Source organism: Allobosea sp. (assembly GCF_035999205.1).
GTDB lineage: Bacteria > Pseudomonadota > Alphaproteobacteria > Rhizobiales > Beijerinckiaceae > Allobosea.
The window spans coordinates 1-19,321 of the sequence record NZ_DASYHA010000027.1; the positions used below are offsets into that span (position 1 = coordinate 1).

General features: G+C 66.6%; 23 protein-coding genes. 6 read left to right on the top strand and 17 right to left on the bottom strand.

What is annotated here, in order from left to right:
* Nucleotides 1-329: 329 nt before the first annotated feature.
* The 7 genes from VGN82_RS25795 to epmA all read right to left on the bottom strand — a co-directional run bounded on the left by VGN82_RS25795 (nucleotide 330) and on the right by epmA (nucleotide 5,705).
* Nucleotides 330-1,433: an anhydro-N-acetylmuramic acid kinase gene (locus VGN82_RS25795; protein ID WP_327529964.1), complete on the bottom strand. Its 1,104-nt coding sequence runs from the start codon at nucleotides 1,431-1,433 to the stop codon at nucleotides 330-332.
* Nucleotides 1,434-1,477: 44 nt separating this feature from the next.
* Complete coding sequence (locus tag VGN82_RS25800; protein WP_327529965.1) at nucleotides 1,478-1,786, bottom strand: DUF1330 domain-containing protein; 309 nt, start codon at nucleotides 1,784-1,786, stop codon at nucleotides 1,478-1,480.
* 2 nt (nucleotides 1,787-1,788) lie between these two features.
* Nucleotides 1,789-2,076: a DUF1330 domain-containing protein gene (locus VGN82_RS25805; protein ID WP_327529966.1), complete on the bottom strand. Its 288-nt coding sequence runs from the start codon at nucleotides 2,074-2,076 to the stop codon at nucleotides 1,789-1,791.
* A gap of 51 nt (nucleotides 2,077-2,127) precedes the next feature.
* Nucleotides 2,128-2,832 carry an orotidine-5'-phosphate decarboxylase gene (pyrF, locus tag VGN82_RS25810; RefSeq protein WP_327529967.1) on the bottom strand — a complete coding sequence of 235 codons (705 nt, stop codon included), beginning with the start codon at nucleotides 2,830-2,832 and terminating at the stop codon, nucleotides 2,128-2,130.
* A 65-nt stretch (nucleotides 2,833-2,897) separates the two neighbouring features.
* Nucleotides 2,898-3,542 (bottom strand): DsbA family oxidoreductase, encoded by a 645-nt coding sequence (locus VGN82_RS25815; protein ID WP_327529968.1) that lies wholly within the window; start codon nucleotides 3,540-3,542, stop codon nucleotides 2,898-2,900.
* 34 nt (nucleotides 3,543-3,576) lie between these two features.
* Nucleotides 3,577-4,644, bottom strand: a complete 1,068-nt coding sequence (locus tag VGN82_RS25820) for a lysine-2,3-aminomutase-like protein (RefSeq protein WP_327529969.1) — start codon at nucleotides 4,642-4,644, stop codon at nucleotides 3,577-3,579.
* Nucleotides 4,641-5,705: an EF-P lysine aminoacylase EpmA gene (gene epmA, locus VGN82_RS25825; protein WP_327529970.1), complete on the bottom strand. Its 1,065-nt coding sequence runs from the start codon at nucleotides 5,703-5,705 to the stop codon at nucleotides 4,641-4,643. Before epmA ends, VGN82_RS25820 begins: the two co-directional genes overlap by 4 nt.
* 115 nt (nucleotides 5,706-5,820) lie before the next feature.
* Between epmA and efp the strand changes: the two genes are divergently transcribed.
* The 3 genes from efp (at nucleotide 5,821) to VGN82_RS25840 (ending at nucleotide 7,499) form a co-directional block, all read left to right on the top strand.
* Nucleotides 5,821-6,390, top strand: coding sequence for an elongation factor P (gene efp, locus VGN82_RS25830; RefSeq protein ID WP_327529971.1), 570 nt, complete (start codon nucleotides 5,821-5,823; stop codon nucleotides 6,388-6,390).
* Between the two features lie 91 nt (nucleotides 6,391-6,481).
* The gene (locus VGN82_RS25835; protein ID WP_327529972.1) at nucleotides 6,482-7,000 is read left to right on the top strand and encodes a DUF1993 domain-containing protein; all 519 of its coding nucleotides are present in this window, start codon (nucleotides 6,482-6,484) and stop codon (nucleotides 6,998-7,000) included.
* Nucleotides 7,001-7,031: 31 nt separating this feature from the next.
* Nucleotides 7,032-7,499 carry a GNAT family N-acetyltransferase gene (locus VGN82_RS25840; protein WP_327529973.1) on the top strand — a complete coding sequence of 156 codons (468 nt, stop codon included), beginning with the start codon at nucleotides 7,032-7,034 and terminating at the stop codon, nucleotides 7,497-7,499.
* A 179-nt stretch (nucleotides 7,500-7,678) separates the two neighbouring features.
* On the opposite strand, the gene VGN82_RS25845 is transcribed toward VGN82_RS25840, so the two are convergent.
* The 10 genes from VGN82_RS25845 to VGN82_RS25890 all read right to left on the bottom strand — a co-directional run bounded on the left by VGN82_RS25845 (nucleotide 7,679) and on the right by VGN82_RS25890 (nucleotide 16,781).
* Nucleotides 7,679-8,335, bottom strand: a complete 657-nt coding sequence (locus tag VGN82_RS25845; protein ID WP_327529974.1) for an MBL fold metallo-hydrolase — start codon at nucleotides 8,333-8,335, stop codon at nucleotides 7,679-7,681.
* A 55-nt stretch (nucleotides 8,336-8,390) separates the two neighbouring features.
* Nucleotides 8,391-8,726 (bottom strand): hypothetical protein, encoded by a 336-nt coding sequence (locus VGN82_RS25850; RefSeq protein WP_327529975.1) that lies wholly within the window; start codon nucleotides 8,724-8,726, stop codon nucleotides 8,391-8,393.
* Nucleotides 8,723-10,351, bottom strand: coding sequence for a fumarate hydratase (locus VGN82_RS25855; RefSeq protein WP_327529976.1), 1,629 nt, complete (start codon nucleotides 10,349-10,351; stop codon nucleotides 8,723-8,725). Before VGN82_RS25855 ends, VGN82_RS25850 begins: the two co-directional genes overlap by 4 nt.
* Nucleotides 10,352-10,511: 160 nt before the next feature.
* On the bottom strand, nucleotides 10,512-10,973 hold the full coding sequence (gene ptsN / locus VGN82_RS25860; protein WP_327529977.1) for a PTS IIA-like nitrogen regulatory protein PtsN: 462 nt from the start codon (nucleotides 10,971-10,973) through the stop codon (nucleotides 10,512-10,514).
* 85 nt (nucleotides 10,974-11,058) lie between these two features.
* A complete protein-coding gene (gene hpf, locus VGN82_RS25865; protein WP_327529978.1) occupies nucleotides 11,059-11,646 on the bottom strand; it encodes a ribosome hibernation-promoting factor, HPF/YfiA family in 588 nt (195 codons plus the stop codon).
* A gap of 117 nt (nucleotides 11,647-11,763) precedes the next feature.
* Nucleotides 11,764-13,293 (bottom strand): RNA polymerase factor sigma-54, encoded by a 1,530-nt coding sequence (gene rpoN / locus VGN82_RS25870; protein WP_327529979.1) that lies wholly within the window; start codon nucleotides 13,291-13,293, stop codon nucleotides 11,764-11,766.
* A 280-nt stretch (nucleotides 13,294-13,573) separates the two neighbouring features.
* Nucleotides 13,574-14,383 carry an LPS export ABC transporter ATP-binding protein gene (gene lptB / locus VGN82_RS25875; RefSeq protein ID WP_414644405.1) on the bottom strand — a complete coding sequence of 270 codons (810 nt, stop codon included), beginning with the start codon at nucleotides 14,381-14,383 and terminating at the stop codon, nucleotides 13,574-13,576.
* A gap of 142 nt (nucleotides 14,384-14,525) precedes the next feature.
* Nucleotides 14,526-15,257, bottom strand: a complete 732-nt coding sequence (locus tag VGN82_RS25880; protein ID WP_327529981.1) for an LptA/OstA family protein — start codon at nucleotides 15,255-15,257, stop codon at nucleotides 14,526-14,528.
* Between the two features lie 2 nt (nucleotides 15,258-15,259).
* Nucleotides 15,260-16,051 (bottom strand): LPS export ABC transporter periplasmic protein LptC, encoded by a 792-nt coding sequence (lptC, locus tag VGN82_RS25885; protein WP_327529982.1) that lies wholly within the window; start codon nucleotides 16,049-16,051, stop codon nucleotides 15,260-15,262.
* A 115-nt stretch (nucleotides 16,052-16,166) separates the two neighbouring features.
* The gene (locus VGN82_RS25890) at nucleotides 16,167-16,781 is read right to left on the bottom strand and encodes a ribonuclease D (RefSeq protein ID WP_327529983.1); all 615 of its coding nucleotides are present in this window, start codon (nucleotides 16,779-16,781) and stop codon (nucleotides 16,167-16,169) included.
* 253 nt (nucleotides 16,782-17,034) lie between these two features.
* Here VGN82_RS25890 and VGN82_RS25895 point away from each other — a divergent pair, with 253 nt between their 5' ends.
* The 3 genes from VGN82_RS25895 to VGN82_RS25905 are packed head-to-tail and all read left to right on the top strand — an operon-like array spanning nucleotide 17,035 to nucleotide 19,297.
* The gene (locus VGN82_RS25895) at nucleotides 17,035-17,508 is read left to right on the top strand and encodes a hypothetical protein (protein WP_327529984.1); all 474 of its coding nucleotides are present in this window, start codon (nucleotides 17,035-17,037) and stop codon (nucleotides 17,506-17,508) included.
* Nucleotides 17,457-18,653, top strand: coding sequence for a succinyl-diaminopimelate desuccinylase (dapE, locus tag VGN82_RS25900; protein ID WP_327529985.1), 1,197 nt, complete (start codon nucleotides 17,457-17,459; stop codon nucleotides 18,651-18,653). Before VGN82_RS25895 ends, dapE begins: the two co-directional genes overlap by 52 nt.
* A gap of 56 nt (nucleotides 18,654-18,709) precedes the next feature.
* Entirely contained in the window at nucleotides 18,710-19,297 is a 588-nt protein-coding gene (locus tag VGN82_RS25905) for a hypothetical protein (protein ID WP_327529986.1), read from the top strand.
* Nucleotides 19,298-19,321: the final 24 nt, after the last annotated feature.

Sequence of the window (19,321 nt, forward strand, 5' to 3'; positions counted from 1 at the left end):
CCTCAGCAGAGACAGGCATTCGGCCGAGCAAGTCGGCGTCACAGCCTGGCGTTCCAGTGAAGCGCAGAAGAGGCGCCGCTCAGCGGCGGCGCCGTCTCGATGGGCGGTTTATAGGCGGACCCCCCGGACCAAGTCAACAGCGATTTTTCAAAAAAGTGACGACCGGTCCCGCCCCGGCGCTTCCACGAGCCGGCTTCCGACCGATTTAGGCCTGCCGGAGCGCGCTTTTGGGCCTCTCGGCGGGCATTTCGGCCGAATCCGAAAATTTTCGAATCGTCGAATTCGGCTACCGGCATCCATAGCGGCTGGGCGCCGACAGTTTTGTGACGTCAGCCGGCCCGGTTGAGCCTGCCGCCTGTGAGCGGACTTGGGACGCCCGTGGTCGAAGGCAGGCTGAGCGGCAGCCCCTTCACCGATCGGATGGCGAGATAGGCGAAGAGCTGCGCCTCGAGGGAGTCACCATCCCAGCCTGCAGCCTCCACCGGCTCGACCGGCACACCGAGTCGCTCCGCGAGGCGGTTCATGAAATGGCGATTAAGCCGGCCTCCGCCACCGACAAGCCAGCGCTTCGGCGCTTGCGGCACGTGGCGTAGCGCTGCGACCAGGCTTTCCACGGTGAAGGCTGCGAGCGTCGCCGCGCCATCGGCGTCGGAAAGCGGCTCCGTGATCTGGGCACGGCGATGGAAATCATTCCGGTCGAGCGACTTTGGCGCCGGCCGGTCGAAGAACGGATTGTCCATGAAGGTGGCGACAAGCTCCTCATGGACGCGGCCACTCGCTGCCAACTCGCCATCGGCGTCGAAGGGGCGCCCAAGCCGGCGCAGCACGAAATCATCGAGGATCGCGCTGGCGGGCCCCGTGTCGAAAGCGATGACGGTGTCGCCGTCGATATAGGTGACATTGCCGACGCCGCCGAGGTTCAGCACCATGACGGGCTGTGCCATGCCCTGAGCAAGGGCGCGATGATAGAGCGGCGCGAACGGCGCGCCCTCCCCGCCCGCGGCGACATCGGCATAGCGGAAACGGTCGACCGTCGGGATGCCGAGCGCCGCGGCAACGGCCGGACCATCGATCAACTGGCGGGTGAAGCGCTGCTGGGGCCGGTGATAGACCGTCTGGCCATGGAGCCCGACGAGATCGATATCGGCCGGATCGTGGCCGTGGTCGGCGATAAAATGCCGGACCGCGGCGAGGTGGTCGGCCGTGACCGCCGCCTCCAGTTCGGCCAACGGCTCGGTCAGTGCGCGCTCGGGCTCGGCTATCAGCGCCTGAAGCGCCCGGCGCGTCTCGTCGCGATAGGGGTAGGATTGTCCGGCACCGAAGCTGACGGCATCGCGACCGTCGCTGGTGACGAGCGAGACGTCGATGCCGTCCATCGAGGTGCCGCTGATGACGCCGATGGCGGTGAGGCTGTCCTGCTGAAGCCGGTCCATCTGAGCTCGCTGCGGCCCGTCCCTGAGGCGTCGTGGAGGCCGGCCTATTCGCCGGGCTGGGCCCCGTCGTAGCCGCCGATGATGACGAGATCGACCTGGCCGACTTGGGCAAGGTGCTTCACCGCCTCCTGGTATTCAGGTGAAGCGTAGCAGGCTCGCGCCGTCGCTTCGTCCTTGAACTCCAGGACGACGTTGTGCTTGCGGCCCGCGCCGCGCGCGAGCTTGTACTCGCCGCCGCGCACCAGGAACTTCGCGCCATACTTCGCGAAGGCGACCGCATTCAGGGCGCGGTAGCGGGCATATTCCTCCTCGTTCTCGACATCGAGCCGAGCGATCCAATAGCCCTTCGCCATCCTCACGCCCCCTCGACCGCAACGAGGTCGATCTCGCCGGCGCCCTCGCGCAGCTTGCGGGCCTCGGCATATTCGGGAGAGAACAGATAGGCCCGCGCCGAGGCGAAATCCGCGAACTCGATGACGACGTTGCGGGCGCGGCCTTCGCCCTCGCCCACCGTCATCTGACCACCGCGTACGATCGGCGTGCCGCCATAGATTTTCATCACTTCGGAGGCCTTCGCCGCATAGGCGCCCCACTTGGTCGCGTCGGTGACCTTGGCGCGGCCGATGACATATCCCTTGGGCATGAGCGTATCCGTCTGCTGGAGCGGGGTGCGCGAATCGCGTTCCTGCGAAGCTTATGAGGCCGCCGCGATCTCGTCCATGATCGCAGCGGCCGCGCCGCGCGGGTCGGCCGCACGGATGATGGGGCGCCCGACGACGAGATGATCGACCCCGGCGCGGATCGCCTCGCCCGGTGTCAGGGTGCGCTTCTGGTCGCCGGCGGCACTGTCGGCGGGGCGGATGCCTGGCGTGACGATGACCATGTCGCCGCCGATCACGTCGCGGACGATTGCAGTCTCGGCGGCCGAACAGACGATGCCGTCGATACCGGCGGTACGGGCCTGTTCGGCGCGCAGGCGCACGAGATCGCGCACGGCGAGCCCGTAGCCTGCATCGCGCAGATCGCCATCGTCATAGGAGGTCAGGGCCGTGACGGCGAGCAGCTTCAGCGCGGCATCGCCGCGGCCCTCGACGGCGCCGCGCATGGTCTGGGGGTAGGCGTGAACAGTCAGGAAGGTGACCCCGAGCTTGGTCAGCGAGTCGACGCCTTCGGTGACGGTGTTGCCGATATCGTGCAGCTTGAGGTCGAGAAAGACCTTCTTGCCTTCGCTCGTAAGCTGCCGGGCGAGATCGAGCCCGCCGGCGAAGGCGAGGCGATAGCCAATCTTGTAGAAGGTCGCGCCGTCACCCAGCGTCGAGACGATGCGGTAGGCGTCCCAGATCGTCGGCACATCGAGGGCCACGATCAGCCGATCGCGCATGTCGTTGATCTTCTGCATCATCGCCCCTCCGCTGCCTGCGGGGAAGGCGCATGATTCGAGCGCGGTTGCAAGCTTCGCGGCCTTCAGGCCGCGTCGGACAGCACCTGGGCGAAGACCTTGGCCCAGACATCCGGCGTCTGCGCGCCCGAGACCGCCAGCTTGCCGTCGACGATGAAGAACGGCACGCCGGTGACGCCGACCTGGGCCGCATGAGCCTCAAGCCCGACGATGGTCTCGCGCAGCTCGTCATTGGCGAGTTCGTCGCGCGCGGCCTGCTCGTCGAAGCCCTGCTCGACGGCGATCTGGACGAGCGTCTCGAGGTCGCCGATGTCGCGGCCGTCCTGCCAATAGGCCTTGAACAGCGCCGCCTTCATCTCGCCGCCGCGCTGCACGGTCGAGGCAGCCGCGACCAGCATATGCGCCATGCGGGTATTGACGCTCTTCTTGACCGCCGCCCAGTTGAAGGTGACGCCGCTTTCGAGCGCGGCTTCCGACAGGCGCAGCTCGATCTCGCGGCGCTTGCCGGCGCCGAACTTGGCGTCGAGATACTGCGTGCGATCCATGCCTTCGGCCGGCATGTCCGGGTTCAGCTCGTAGGGCAGCCAGGTGATGGCGACGCGCTCGGTCAGCCCATTGCGGGCGAGCGCGGTCTCGAGCCTAGCCTTGCCGATGAAGCACCAGGGGCAGGCCAGATCGGAGACGATCGCGATCGGCAGTTTCTCTTGCATGTGCATGTCCTTCGCGGTTCGCCGCCTGTCGCCTTCAGCCCGGTGGATAGCGATGCTGCTCGCCATGGCGGTCCTCGGCGAATGCCTCGGCACCCGGCGCCTCGCAGGCCGAGAGGAAGGTCGGGCCGACAGGGATCTTTCCCGCCCCGCCGGGGATGTCGAGGATATAGGTCGGCTGGCACAGGCCGGACAGATGGCCTCGCAGGCTTTTGACGAGAGCCTGCCCTTCCTCCAGCGAAAGGCGGAAGCGCGCCGTACCGGGCGCGAGATCGGGATGGTGGAGATAATAGGGCTTCACGCGGTTCTCGACGAAGGCGCGCATCAGGGCGGACAGCGTCTCGACATCGGCATTGACGCCCTTGAGGAGGACGCTCTGGCTGACCAGGACATGGCCGGCATCGGCCAGCGTCGCGAGGGCGGCGCGAGCGGCATCGGAGAACTCGCGCGGATGATTGGCGTGAACAGCGACATAGCTCGCCTTGCCAGGGATACGCAGCGCCCGCGCATAGTCCCCGGTGATCCTGCCGGGATCGACGATCGGCACGCGCGTGTGCCAGCGCACGACCTTGATGTGCGGGATCGCGGCGAGGCGCTTGGCAACCTCTCGGATACGACGGGCCGAAAGGATGAAGGGATCGCCGCCGGTCAGGATGACCTCCCAGATCTCCGGATGGCCGGCGAGATAGGCCAGCGCGGCATTGAGCTTGTCACCCGTCAGCGCGTCGCCGCCGGGCCCGACCATCTCGCGCCGGAAGCAGAAGCGGCAATAGACTGGGCAGGCATGAACCAGCTTAAGGAGCGCTCGGTCGGGATAGCGATGAACCACGCCTTCGACCGGCGAATGGGCCTCGTCGCCAATCGGATCGGCGATCTCCTGCGGCAGAGTCACGCGTTCGGCGGAGTCGGGGACGAACTGGCGCGCGATCGGATCGGCAGCATCGGTCGGATCGATGAGTTCGACCATGGCCGGCGTCACCGAAACCGCGTAGCGCGCGGCCACAGCCTGCAGCGCCTCGCGCTGCTCCGGCGCGGCCAGACCTGCATCGATGAGCGCGTCGACGCTGCGCAGCGGCTGGCCGCCGGGGAGCTGGTGAAGGGTCATGCCCCTCCCCTGCCCGGTTCCGCGACCGGCGTCCAGAGCACGTCCTCGATACGGCGGGCGCCGGTGCAGAGCATCACCAGCCGATCGAAGCCAAGCGCGATACCGCTCGCCGGCGGCATCGCAGCGAGTGCGGCGAGGAAATCCTCATCGATCGGATAACGCTCGCCATAGATGCGCGCCTTCTCGTCCATGTCAGCCTCGAAGCGCCGGCGCTGCTCGGCCGGGTCGGTCAATTCGCCGAAGGCATTCGCCAGCTCGACGCCGCAGGCATAAAGCTCGAAGCGCTCGGCGACCCGCGGATCGCCGGGCTTGGGCCGCGCCAGCGCGGCCTCGGAGATCGGATATTCGCACAGGATCGTGGCGCGTCCGCGACCCAGATGAGGCTCGACCTTCTCCGACAGCACGCGGCTGAAAATGTCGGACCATGTGTCGTCATCGGCCACGCGGATGCCGGCCTCGATCGCATCGGCGGCAAGCCCGCCGCGATCGACGTCATGATCCGCAGTCACGGTGCGGAGCAGATCGATTCCGGCGTAACGGCCGAAAGCGTCCTGCAGCGTCAGGCGCTCGGGCTCCGCGAAGGGGTCGGCCTCGATGCCGCGCCAACGCAGCACATCGACGCCCGCAGCCCGTGCAGCTTCCGCGAGCAGGGCGGCACTGTCGCGCATCAGCGTCTCGTAATCTTCGCCCGCACGGTACCATTCCAGCATCGTGAATTCGGGATGATGCAAAGCGGTCCGCTCACGATTGCGGAACACGCGCGCGAAATCGAAAATCCGCGCCTCGCCCGCCGCCAGCAGCTTCTTGGCTGCAAATTCCGGTGAGGTGTGAAGATAATAGGGATGCGGCTGCGCGGCGTTGTCGATCAGCGTGGTGGCGAAGCCGTGCAGATGCGTCTCGTTCCCGGGCGAGACCTGCAAGATCGCCGCCTCGACCTCGACGAAGTCGCGCGCTTCGAACCAGCGCCGCAGCGCCGCCTTGACGCGCCCGCGCGTCAGCAGCGCCGGGCGTCGGTCGGCATGGATGTCGGGCCGCCAGAGTGGCGTGACGGAGGAACTCATCGAATCTCGGGCCGGATGCGTCGGAAAGCTTTCGTTTCGCGCGTGGATGCGGTAGTTGCGCGGCGATCGAATTCGCATAGCGCGCGGGCGCGCCGCGCACCAGAAGGACATTCACGTGGTCAAGGTCATCGCCTCTTCCGTCCGCAAGGGCAACGTCCTCGAAGTCGACGGGCACCTGTGCTCGGTTCTCTCGGCCGAGAGCTTCTTCCCCGGCAAGGGCACCCCGACGACGCAGATCGACATGCGCCGCATCGCCGACGGCGTGAAGGTCACGCAGCGCTACAAGACGACCGAGCAGGTCGAGCGCGCCTATGTCGAGGACCGCGACTTCACCTATCTCTATCAGGACGGCGAACAATACGTCTTCATGAACCCCGAGACCTACGACCAGATCCATGTCGATAAGGATGTGGTCGGCGACTCCGCCCCCTATCTCCAGGAAGGCATGAAGGTCTCGCTCTCGGTGTTCGAGGACAAGGCCGTGGCGATCGAGCTGCCCCAGCGCGTGACTCTCGAGGTCGTCGAGACCGAGCCGGTGACGAAGGGCCAGACGGCCTCCTCCTCCTACAAGCCGGCGATCCTGTCGAACGGTGTGCGCAGCGCGGTTCCGCCGCATGTCGGCGTCGGTACCCGCATCGTCGTGATGACGGCCGACGGCTCCTATGTCGAGCGCGCGAAGGATTGATCTCCGGGCGCAGAGCGCCGTGGAGAAATCTCCTCTATAGCTTCACGCAGCGGGCCCTTTCCGGGCCCGTTGTCGTTTCGAGGATCCCGCCATGTCGCTCACAGTCCAGGCTGCCGCCCTTTCCGGCTTCGTACAGACGCTTCGCGCGCTCGACGCCATCATCGACAAGGTCGTCGAGCAGGCAGAGAGCCGCAAGATCCAGCCGGAGGTCGTGCTGACCGCGAGGCTCGCACCCGACATGCTGCCCTTCACGCGGCAGATCCAGCTCTGCTGCGACTTCGCCAAGAACACGGTGGCGCGGCTTTCGGGCGGCGACAACCCGCGCTTTCCGGACGAGGAGAAGAGCTTTCCCGAGCTGAAGGAACGCATCGCCAAGACGCTGGCCTTCATCGCGGCGGCCGATGCAGCCGCCCTCGATGCGGGACTTTCCCGCGACGTCACCTTTCCGCGCGGCCCCTCGGCGACGGTGACGATGAAGGGCGAAGCCTATCTCACGCGCTTCGCCATCCCGAACTTCTATTTCCACGCCGCGACTGCCCACGGCATCCTGCGCCATAACGGCTTCCATATCGGCAAGCAGGATTTCCTGCTGGGCGTCTTCAACGCCTGAGACGACGCAAGTCGCCCCGATGCAGGGGACCGTGTCCTTCGTGATCGAACGTGCCACTCCCGGCGATGCCGGGGAGATCGCCACGCTCTATCTCGCATCGCGGACTGACGCCCTGCCCTATCTGCGCCGCTGCCACAGCGACGCAGAAGTGCGCGACTGGATTGCAACCGTGATGCTCGCCACTGGCGAGACCTGGGTCGCGCGCCAGGCTGGCCTCATCCTCGGCTTCGTGATGCTCGAGGGCGAAGAACTCGAGCAGCTCTACCTGCTGCCCGGTCAGTTCCGTCGCGGCATCGGCTCGCATCTGCTGGCCAAGGCCAAGGAACGCAGCCCCGCCCGGCTCGGCCTGTTCACGTTCCAACGCAACGCGCCGGCGCGCGCCTTCTACGAGCGCCACGGCTTTCGTCTCGTCGCTCTCGGCGACGGCACGCAGAATGAAGAAGGCGAACCCGACGCGAGTTACGAGTGGCGCAGCTCATTTTCGCCAGAGGCCTTGTAATCGGAACGAGCCCTCCCCATCTCGGTCTCATCGGCGATGTCGAGGGCGTTCCACTGTCCTCCGTTGCCGCGAAAGACGGCCATGAGCCGAACGTGTGACGCCGGATGTACGCGCACCGTTCCGCTGCATGGCCGTTGGCGTTTTCAGGCCCGTGGCACAGGCGCGCGTCGCCGCGCCGCTCAGCCCTGTAGGAACGGATTGTTCTGCCGCTCCTCGCCGAGCGTGCTCGCAGGCCCATGCCCCGGCAGGAACTGGACGTCGTCGCCGAGCGGCACGAGCTTGGACTTGATGCCGGCAATCAGCGTCTCGTGGCTGCCATAGGGAAAATCGGTGCGGCCGACCGATCCGGCGAAGACCGTGTCACCCGCGAGCAGGAAGCGCAGATCCTTCTGGAAGAAGGTGATGTGGCCGGGCGTATGGCCAGGCACATGCTGAACCGAGAAGCTGACATCTCCGACCGAGATCTCGTCGCCCTCTACGAGCCAGCGCGACGGCGTGACCGCCTTCATGTCGAGAATGTCGAAGCGCAGGCCCGATTTCGGCAGATCGTCGAGCAGGAACTTGTCGGCCTCATGCGGCCCGATGATCGGGATCGAGAGCTTTTCCGCCAGTTCGGTCGCGCCGCCGGCATGGTCGAGATGGCCGTGGGTCAGCCAGATCGCAGCCGGCGTGACGCCGATCTCCTTCAGCGCCCCCTGGATCACCCCGACATCACCACCCGGATCGACGATCACGGCCTGCTTCGTGCGCGTGCACCAGATGATCGAGCAGTTCTGCTGGAAAGGCGTCACCGGGACGACGGCGACGCCGAGAGGCGATTGCGGCTGATCGGTCATTGCGTGTGTCCTCTGCTTGCGGGTGTCCGCCGATCGCAATGACGGGAGGCGGGGTTCAGCGCTTGCCGCCGCAGCGATTGGCGAGCAGCGCGCGGTAATCGGCCAGTTCGGAATCCATCAGAGCGACATTCTGTGCGCGCTCGTTCCCGCTCTGGCAGGTCGCGAAGATGGAGCGGGCATTCTGCAGGAAGCCGACATGCTCGCGCCAGGTCCGACACTGCGTCGCCTGGTCGGCACTGGCCACGGCGGTCAGACGCGATTGCTGGCGGCGCAGGCCGGCCTCGTTCTGGAAGAGGTCGCGCGAGCAGGTCGCCGGGCGGTTCTGCGCCGGGGCGGGCTGCGCGATCCCGAGCAGCGCGAGGGCGAGACCGCCGAGGGCAAGGCTCCTCATCCGAGGTTGAGCTCCTTGAAGAAGTCGTTGCCCTTGTCGTCGATGACGATGAAGGCCGGGAAGTCCTCGACCTCGATGCGCCAGACTGCCTCCATGCCGAGCTCGGGATATTCCAGCAGCTCGACCTTGCGGATGCAGTCCTGGGCGAGACGGGCGGCTGGGCCGCCGATCGAGCCGAGATAGAAGCCGCCATGCTTCTTGCAGGCTTCGCGCACCGAGGCAGAGCGATTGCCCTTGGCGAGCATCACCATCGAGCCGCCGAAGGACTGGAACTGGTCGACGAAGGAGTCCATTCGGCCAGCGGTCGTCGGCCCGAAGGAACCGGAGGCAAAGCCCTCCGGCGTCTTGGCCGGGCCGGCGTAATAGACCGGATGGTTCTTCAGGTAGTCGGGCATGCCCTGCCCGCTTTCGAGCCGCTCTCGGATCTTGGCGTGGGCGGAATCGCGGGCGACGATGATCGTGCCGGTCAGCGAAAGCCGCGTCTTCACCGGATACTTCGTCAGCGCCGCGAGGATCTCGCTCATCGGCCGGTTGAGGTCGATCTTGACCACGTCGCCGCCAAGCGAGGCATCCTCGACCTCGGGCATATACTTCGCCGGGTTGGTCTCCAACGCCTCGAGGAAGATGCCGTCCCGGGTGATCTTGCCCTTGGCCTGCCGGTCAGCCGAGCAGGAGACGCCGAGCCCGATCGGCAGCGAGGCGCCATGGCGCGGCAGGCGGATGACGCGGACGTCGTGGCAGAAGTACTTGCCGCCGAACTGCGCGCCGACGCCGAGCGACTGGGTCAGCTTGTGGACCTCCTCCTCCATGGCGAGGTCTCGGAAGGCGTGGCCGAGCGGGGAGCCCTCGGTCGGCAGCGCATCGAGATACTTGGTCGAGGCGAGCTTGACGGTCTTGAGGTTCTGCTCGGCCGAGGTGCCGCCGATGACGATGGCGAGGTGGTAGGGCGGGCAGGCGGCCGTGCCGAGCGTCAGGATCTTCTCCTTCAGGAAGGCGATCATCCGGTCCTTCGTCAGCAGCGAGGGCGTCGCCTGGAAGAGGAAGGTCTTGTTCGCCGAGCCGCCGCCCTTGGCGACGAAGAGGAACTTGTAGGCGTCCTCCGCATGGCCCTTGCCCTCGGCATAGATGTCGATTTGCGCCGGCAAGTTGGTCGCGGTGTTCTTCTCCTCGAACATCGACAGCGGCGCGACCTGGGAGTAGCGCAGATTGCGCTTGAAATAGGCATCGGCGACGCCTTCGCCCAAGGCCTGCTCATCCTCGCCGTCGGTCCACACCATGCGACCCTTCTTGCCCATGATGATCGCGGTGCCGGTGTCCTGGCACATCGGCAGCACGCCGCCGGCGGCGATGTTGGCGTTCTTGAGGAGGTCGTAGGCGACGAACTTGTCGTTCGAGGTCGCCTCGGGATCGTCGAGGATCTTGGCGAGCTGGGCGAGATGACCCGGGCGCAGCAGATGGTTGATGTCGATGAAGGCCTGTTCGGAGAGCTTGCGGATCGCCTCACGAGAGACGCTCAGCACCTCGCGGTCGCCGATCTTCTCGACCGAAACGCCTTCGCTGCCGAGCGCGCGGTAGGGCGTCTTGTCCTCGCCGAGCGGAAAGAGATCGACATGGGTATAGGCCATCAGCGGCACTCCGGCATTGAACGGCGTCCCTTCCGCCCAGCGGGCAGAAGGATCGCCGGATCGAATAGACGATGTTGCGATCTGGTCAAATGAAAGAGACCGCGATGGGCTCAGGGCCAGCAGCGCTTCCAGCGCTTCGGGCGCGAGGCCAATGCCGAGCTCAGGCTGCCTTCGCAGCCGATTCAGCGAGGATGGCGTAGATCGCGGCGGGATCGCGAATGCCTCGGATCTGTTCGAGCACCGAGGGGTTGCGCAGCACGCGGGCGACGCGCGCCAGCGCCTTCAGGTGATCGGCACCAGCGCCTTCGGGGGCGATCAGCACGAAAATGATGTCGACGGGCTGGCCGTCGAGGGCGTCGAAATCGATCGGCTTTTCGGCGCGCGCGAACAGGCCGACCAGCCGGTCGATGCCCGGCATGCGCCCATGCGGGATCGCGATGCCGTCGCCGATGCCGGTCGAGCCCAGGCGTTCGCGCTGCAGCAGCGACTCGTACAGCTCGCGCTCGGGCAGGCCTGTCGCCAGCGCCGCGTGCTGGGCCAGTTCCTGCAGCGCCTGCTTCTTGCCGTTGGCCCGCAGCGGCGAAATCACCGCCGCGGGTGTCAGGAGATCGATCAGCGTCATGCGCCAGTCCATGCATGTCCCATGCCGCGCTCGGAATGACTGCGGCAGGGTCCAGGTTCGGGGTCCGCGCGGAACCCCGCCAGACCTACGACAACGACGCCGGCGGATCGATCCAGCCGATGTTGCCGTCGCGGCGGCGGTATACGACGTTCATCCTGCCATTGCCAGCATGGCGGAAGATCACCACCGGCGCGCCGGTGAGGTCGAGTTCCGCGACGGCGTCGCCAACGGTCCTGACATGCAGGGATTTCGTCGTTTCGGCGACGATCACCGGGTTGTCCCCGGCCCCTTCGTGCTCGATTTCCTCGATTTCCTGGTCCGGGGCCGCGATCACATAGCTGGGGATTTCGACACCCGCATCGCGACCATTCGCCGATGCCGAGCGATCCTTGAGCCGCCGCTTGTAGCGGCGCAGCCGCTTCTCGATACGCTCCGCCATCTTGTCGAGGCTGGCATAGGCATCATGCGCGGTGCCCGAGGCCTCGAGCGTGATTCCCGACGACAGATGCAGCACGCCGTCCGTCTTGAAGGCCGTACCATCCTTTCCGACGGTGACGTGTCCCTGATAGCCGCCCTCGAAATATTTGCCGAGCGCAGCGGCGACGCGGGCCTCGGCCTGCCCACGCAGGGCTTCGCCGACATCGAGATTCTTGCCGGAGATTCGCAAGCTCATGGAGTGCTTCCCCTAGTTAGCCATGGCCAGGAGATCGGCCATCTCTAGGAGCTAAGAACTGGCTACCGGGTATGTCAATGATATGGCTCAAACAGGCGAGGCTGTGCGCCCGCCGGCTCAGCGTCCGCCCATAGCCATGGCGACCTTCTCGCGGCGACGCTCCATCGACGACGGGATGCGCAGGGATTCACGATACTTCGCGACGGTGCGGCGCGCGATGTCGATGCCGCCAGCCTTGAGCCGCGCGACGATCGCATCGTCGGACAGCACATCGGCCGGCTCCTCGTCGTCGATCATCTGGCGGATGCGGAAGCGCACGGCTTCCGCCGAATGGGCCTCGCCATAGCCGGTCGCGGCGATCGCAGCGGAGAAGAAGTACTTCATCTCGAAAACGCCGCGCGAGCAGATCAGATACTTGTTCGAGGTGACGCGCGAGACGGTCGATTCATGCATGCCGATGGCGTCGGCCACCGTCTTGAGGTTCAGCGGACGCAGATGCTCGACGCCATGGGCGAAGAACCCGTCCTGCTGGCGCACGATCTCGCTCGCCACCTTCAGGATGGTGCGGGCGCGCTGCTCCAGCGAACGGGTCAGCCAGTTGGCCGTCTGCAGGCACTCCGCGATGAACGCCTTGTCCTCCTCGCTGCGCGCCGCCTTTGAGACCCGCGCATGGTAGGTCTGGTTGATCAGCACGCGGGGTAGCGTGTCGGGATTCAGATCGACCAGCCAGGAGCCATCGGGGGCAGCGCGGATGAAGACGTCCGGCACCACCGTCTCGGCCGCCGCACCGCCGAAACCGCGGCCGGGCTTGGGATCGAGTCGCCGAACCTCGGCGACCATATCGGCGATATCCTCGTCATCGACGCCACAGAGCCGCTTGAGCGCGGCGAAGTCGCGCTTGGCGACGAGGTGGAGATTGGCGACGAGGATCTGCATCGCCGGGTCGAAGCGATCCCGGTCGCGCAGTTGAATGGAGAGGCATTCGCAGACATCGCGCGCCGCGACGCCCGAGGGATCGAAGCTCTGGACGATGCGCAGCACGCTTTCGACGCGGGCGACCGAGACGCCCAACCGCTCCGCGACGTCGGGGACGGCCTCGCCGAGATAGCCGGAATCATCGACGGCATCGATGAGGTGACGGCCTATCAGGCGCTCGGCTGGATCATGCACCGCGAGGTCGAGTTGGGTGCTGAGATGTTCGTGCAGCGAAGTCTCGACGGTCAGCCCGCTCTCGAAGCCATCCGGCCCGTCCTCGAAGGAGCCGCCGGAGCCGCCATAGGCGCCGCCGATGATGGGGAGGCTGTCGGCTCCGCGTGTATCCAGTCGCGCGACGCTCGGCTGCTCGCCCTGGAAGACGTTGTCGAGCCCGGTGCCGAGCCGGCTTTCCATCCCCTCCTGGCTGTTCAGGCTTTCGGCACGGGCATAGGCCTCGGGATCGGCCGCGTGGGCGTTGTCGCCACCATCGGCCTGGAACGGACCGTCCGACGCATCGTCGCGTTCCAGCAAGGGATTGCGTTCCAGCTCCCCCTCGACGAAGTTCTGCAGTTCGAGATGCGACAATTGCAGAAGCTTGATCGCCTGCAGCAATTGCGGCGTCATGATCAGGGACTGGCCCTGACGCAGCTCCATGCGAGGCATCATCGCCATTGCGGCATCGACCCTTTCGTGCCAGCGCGCCAATTCGGCACACTTCTTGCTAAGAGGTCAGACTAGCGCCGTCCAGCGAGCGCGTCAAAGGCTTGCCCTGTCATTGAGCAGGGAAATTTTTGCGCCGCAACATGAGACTATGGTTGCAGCCGCAATGGCCGGAACCAAGCCCCGATGGCGCGCTGCGAAGCCGATTACACCCGGAAAGGGCGTCGCGCACCATGCCCTGGCTGCGCGCGGCAATCACCGGGAATGCGTGGCGTAGCGTCGCGGCACTCGCTCAGAGCCGGAAATCCTCGCCGAGATAGACACGGCGGACATCCGGGTTGGCGATGATCTCGGCCGGCGACCCCTCGGTCAGCACACGGCCGGAATGGATGATGTAGGCGCGATCGACGAGGCCGAGCGTCTCGCGGACGTTGTGGTCCGTGATCAGGACGCCGATGCCGCGATCGGTGAGCTGCCGCACCAACGCCTGAATGTCGCCGACCGCGATCGGATCGATGCCGGCGAAGGGCTCGTCGAGCAGGATGAAGGAGGGCTTGCCGGCGAGCGCGCGCGCGATTTCGCAACGGCGCCGCTCGCCGCCCGAGAGCGCGATCGACGGCGCCTTGCGCAGGCGCGCGATGGTGAACTCCTCGAGCAGCTGGTCGAGCTGGCGCTCGCGCTCCTTGCGGTTCGGCTCGACGACCTCGAGAACCGCGCGGATGTTGTCCTCGACGCTGAGGCCGCGGAAGATCGAGGCCTCCTGTGGCAGGTAGCCGATGCCCAGCCGTGCGCGCTGGTACATCGGCAGCTGCGTGATGTCGTTGCCTTCGAGCGAAATCGTGCCGAGATCGGCCGCGACGAGGCCCGTGATCATGTAGAAGATCGTGGTCTTGCCGGCACCGTTGGGACCGAGCAGCCCGACGGCCTCGCCCTGGCGCAGGTGCAGGCTGGCATCGGTCACGACGGTGCGGCCGCCATAGCTCTTGCGCAGGCCGCTAACCGCCAGGATGCCGGGGCCACCGATCGCGGCGGCTTCCGAAGCGCCGATACCGACGACACCTTCATGACCGCGCCCGGATCGACCGAACAGGCGATTGAACATGCCTGCACTGCGCGGCTGGGTCGTCGGCACTTCGCGGGCGGGCACCGTATCGGATTGAGGCATGTCGGAGATCGTCACTGCGGGTGCTGTGCCTGGTCTGGAGAAAGGACGGCGGGATGCCCGCGGAGCGTGCGAAACCGGCTCAGTTGGTCGGCGTCGCCGGCTTGGCGGGCGTAGCCCCGGCCGCGGGCTTGGCACCGGCTTCGGTCGAGTTCGGCACGAAGAAGCCCTGAACGCGACCGCCCTTGTTGGTCTCGACATTGGCGACGCCGGTGACGGTGTCGTAGGTCAGCTTCTCGCCGCGCGTGATGTTGGGGCCGTCGTTCAGCGCTACATTGCCCGTCATGATCACCTTGTTCGCCGCGCGATCGAAGACCGCGTTGTCGGACGTCGCCGCCTGCGTCTTCGAGACGACGGTGACAGGCCCCTTGCATTCGATACGCTTGATCGACGAGTCGTTGGACTGCCCGGGCGCCGCGACGGCGGCAGCGGGGGCCGCAGGCGCGGCCGGCGCGCGCGCTGCGCCCGCTCCGCCCTGCCCGCCGCTGCGCCCCTCGTAGAACACGGTCATCACCGTGCAGCGCACCGTCGTCTCGCCCTGGACGGCGACGACGTTGCCGCTGAACACGGCGCGGTTCTCCTTGTCGAGCACGTCGAGCTTGTCGGCGTCGATCTTGATCGGCTCCTTGCTGTCACCACCGAGGCCGCCGAGCGGCGAGCTTGCCGCGCCGCTGCCGCCGCGCGCGCGTCCCTGCGCGAACCCGTCCTGCTGCGCGCCGACGAGGATGGCGCCCGCGACCGCCGCGAACAGGGCGACATGCCGGGAGACGGCGCCGACGCGGGCGAAGCCGAAGTGGTTCATGGCTACCTGCATTGTCACTCTCCCGTCCTGTTCGGCTGCTTGTCCGTCGGCGCCGCCTCGCCAGCGGGGGCGGTGCGAACCGACTGAAGCAATTCCAGCTGCGGCGTGCTGCCTTCCCGCTCGGGCCCCGCGATGGTGCCGGCCGGCGCATTGGGAATATAGACGCGGACCCGGCCCTGGAAAGCGATCAGCGCGCCATTGTCCTTCACGTCGAGCGCATCGGCATCGACCGTGTTCGTGTCGATGCTGACCTTGACCGGATCCTTCGAGACCACGGTCCCGCCCTTGAAGTCGACATCGGCCGTCTTCATGCGGATGTCGTAGCCGCCCTCGGTCTTGATGCGGACATCGTCCACGAGCCGCAGCTTTTCCTTCTGCGTATCGAAGTGCCCGGTCTTGGCGTTGACGGTGACCCAGCCCTCGCGCTCCATCTGCAGCCGCGCCGTCAGCGTCTGCAGTTCGACCTGCGTCGGGTTACGGATCTCCTGGAGAGCCGCTTCGGCCGTCACCTCATAGGGGCGGTTGTCCTTGCGATAGCCCGAGAGGCGAGGCGTATCCATCTTCACCTTGCCCCCGGAAATCCCGACCGCCCCGAGCGACACGTTGGCGATTCCGCGCAGTGGGCTGAAGAAGGGCGCTACGATCAGGACCAGCACCGCAACGACGGCGCCGATCGGAATGGCGCGGCGCATGAAGCGGACGAGTATGGTGTGCCGGCGTGCGGCGCCAAAGGCCGCCTGACGGCGCGCCAGCCTCTTGGCCTCCCCGCTCCCGTCAGGGCGGGCGGCCCAGTCATTGGTTGTCACAGCCACAGTCATGCCCCGCGCAATGGCAGTTTCTAACGGCTTTTTCGTGTCATCCGGCGCGCGCCCTCGCACCGGCCAGCCACAGCCAGACTGACGCAAGAAGCCTTAGAATTTGTCAAGTATGCGCAAAGATATCGGTCTCCGGCCAGCCCGCCAGATCCAGCTCGGCGCGGAAGGGCAGGAAGTCGAAGCAGGCCTTGGCGAGATCGCGACGCCCCTCGCGGGCCAGCATCGTCTCGAGCCGGCCATGCAGCGCATGCAGATGCAGCACATCCGAGGCCGCATAGGCGAGCTGGGCATCGCTCAGTGTGTCGGCGCCCCAATCGGAGGATTGCTGCTGCTTGGAAAGCTCGACCCCGAGCAGTTCCCGCACCAGATCCTTGAGGCCGTGCCGGTCGGTGTAGGTGCGGGTGAGCTTTGAGGCGATCTTGGTGCAGTAGACCGGGCCGGTGACGACGCCGAAGGCCTGGCGCAGCACGGCGATATCGAAGCGCGCGAAATGAAACAGCTTGAGGACCGAGGGATCCTCCAGCAGCCGGATCAGGTTGACCGGGCGCTCGCCGCCTTTCGGGATCTGCACGACATCGGCCGTGCCGTCGCCGCGCGAGAGCTGGACCACGCAGAGCCGGTCACGATGGGGATTCAGCCCGAGCGTCTCGGTATCGATCGCGATGCTGGCGCCAGCGTCAAAGCCGTCCGGCAGATCGCCGCGATGAAAACGGATGGTCATGTCGCAAACCTCGCTCGGGCTCCGGCGCCCCTCAAATCCGACATCGGGCCCGACCGCTCGAAGCCCAAGTCTGGGCGAAGCCCCAAGTCTCGTCTGCGGAATGCCAACACCTGTAGCCGCAGCTAGCGGCGCGGCGCCCGGCATTCAAGCCTTTTCTGCGACGCACCCGACCCAGGCGCGTTAACCCTTTATTCACCATATCCTTCCAGCCGCGGCCCGGGCATGCCAGATTGGCGACATCGGAGACTGCTCGATGTCACTTTTCCGCCTGCTCACAGACTTTGACGGACGTATCGGCCTCGGCCGCTTCTGGCTGGGGAGCGCACTGGTGGCGTTCGCCCTGCTCGGCGTCCGGCAGACGGCACCGGCCCTGTTCTATTTCGAGGCCGAGAAGATCATTGCCTTCGCCCAGGCCTTCGCGTTGTTCCCCTGGGCGGCGCTGGCGGCCAAGCGTGCCGCCGATCGCGGCAGCGCGCCGCTTTACGGAATCCTGCTGGTCTGCGCGATCGTCCTGCCCGGCCAGCTCCAGCCCTGGCTGCCCTATGCCTGGGCGCCCTCGCTCGAGACGGTCTCCCTGATCGCCTGGCTGTTCGCCCTCGTCGATCTCGGCCTGATGCCTTCGGCGCTGGGCGGGGAACCGCTTGCGGCCGATGGCGCCGATGCTAAAGCGGGGGCATGGACACCACCGCACTCTCCGACCTCGATCCCCTCGACCCCGTTGCGCTGACTCAGGCGCTGGTCCGCTGCGCTTCGGTGACGCCGCATGAGGGCGGCGCATTGGCGCTGCTCGGCTCGGCGCTCTCAAACGCGGGCTACAGCGTCGAGCGGCCCGTCTTCAGCGCGCCAGGCACGCCGGATGTCGAGAACCTCTATGCCCGGATCGGCACGGAGGGACCGGTCTTCGCCATCGCCGGCCACACCGATGTCGTGCCGGTCGGCGATGCCGCGGCCTGGACGCGGGATCCCTTCGGCGGGACCGTCGAGAACGGCATCCTGCATGGGCGCGGCGCCTGCGACATGAAGGGCGGGCTCGCCGCGATGGCAGCGGCCGCCCTGCGCTTCCGCCGTGAAAACCCCGAGGCTCCGGGTTCGATCGCCTTCCTCGTTACCGGTGACGAGGAAGGCCCCGCCGTCAACGGCACCGTCAAGCTGCTCGAATGGGCGCATGCGCGCGGCCAGCGCTTCGACCATTGCCTGCTCGGCGAGCCGACGAACCCGTCCTCGATGAGCGACATGATCAAGATCGGCCGGCGCGGCTCGCTGACCGGCCGGCTGACCGTCAATGGCAAGCAGGGCCATGTCGGCTACCCGCATCTCGCCGAGAATCCGATTCGCGGCATGGTCCGGTTGTTGGCGGCGCTCGACGCCACGCCCCTCGACGCCGGAACCGAGCATTTCGATCCGAGCAACCTCGAAGTCACGACGCTCGATGTGGGCAATCCCGCTACGAATGTGGTGCCAGCGCAGGCGAAAGCCGTCTTCAACATCCGCTTCAACGATGTCTGGACACCGGCGACGCTGGCCGCGGAGATCGAGCGGCGCCTGCACGAGGCGGCCGGTAACGCCGTCCGCTACGAGATCAGCTTCGAGCCGACCAATTCGGTGGCGTTCCTGACGCAGCCGGGCCCCTTCGTCGCGATGGTCGCCGACGCGGTCGAGGCCGAAACCGGGAAGCGCCCGGCCCTCTCTACGACGGGCGGCACCTCGGATGCGCGCTTCATCAAGAATTATTGCCCGGTCGTCGAATACGGTGTCGTCGGCCAAACCATGCATCAGGTCGATGAACAGGTCGCCGTGGCTGACCTGCTGGCGCTGGAGCGGATCACGTATCGGCTGCTCCACGATTATTTTGCAGTGCAGCATGGCTCTTGACGCTTCGGCCCGGCGGGTCGATAGTCGTCTTAGACGAAAGTCTAAGGAAGCGAACGATGAGGCTTGCTGCTGACGACGTGGCGCGCTCGCTGCGCGGCTCATGGCACCTGATGACGCGCGGCTCCGAGGCCCTCGAGGAACTGGACCTGACGCGCGAAGGGTTCTGGCGCTCTTTCGCCGCCTTCGCGCTGATGCTGCCCGCGACGATCGCGATCCTGGCGGCTGTCCGCCTTCTGGCCGGCCTGCCCAATTCGGCCGGCTTGTTCGCCTCCCCCAGCCTGACCATGGCCGTGATCGGCGCCGAGCTTCTCGCCGTGCTGGCGGTTCCCGCCCTGCTGATCGGGCTGGCGCCGCATCTCGTGCACGCGCCGCGCTTCACCAGCTTCGTCATCGCCTGGAACTGGGCCGGCATCGTCTCGGCCAGCCTGATCGCCGTGCCGGCCGCTGTGTTTGCGATCGGCTGGTCGTATCCGAGCCTCGCTGGACTGCAGGCGCTCGCCTTCGTCACGATCGTCCTGCGGCTGCGCTACTGCGTGGCGCGGGCCGCCTTCGGGCCGGAGAGCCGGCTCGCTGCTCCGATCGTGCTGGCGAGCATGGTGGCCGACTACAGCGTCGTGCGGCTCTTCGGACTGCTGCCGCTCTGAGGCACCGCCGCTGACGCCGTCTCG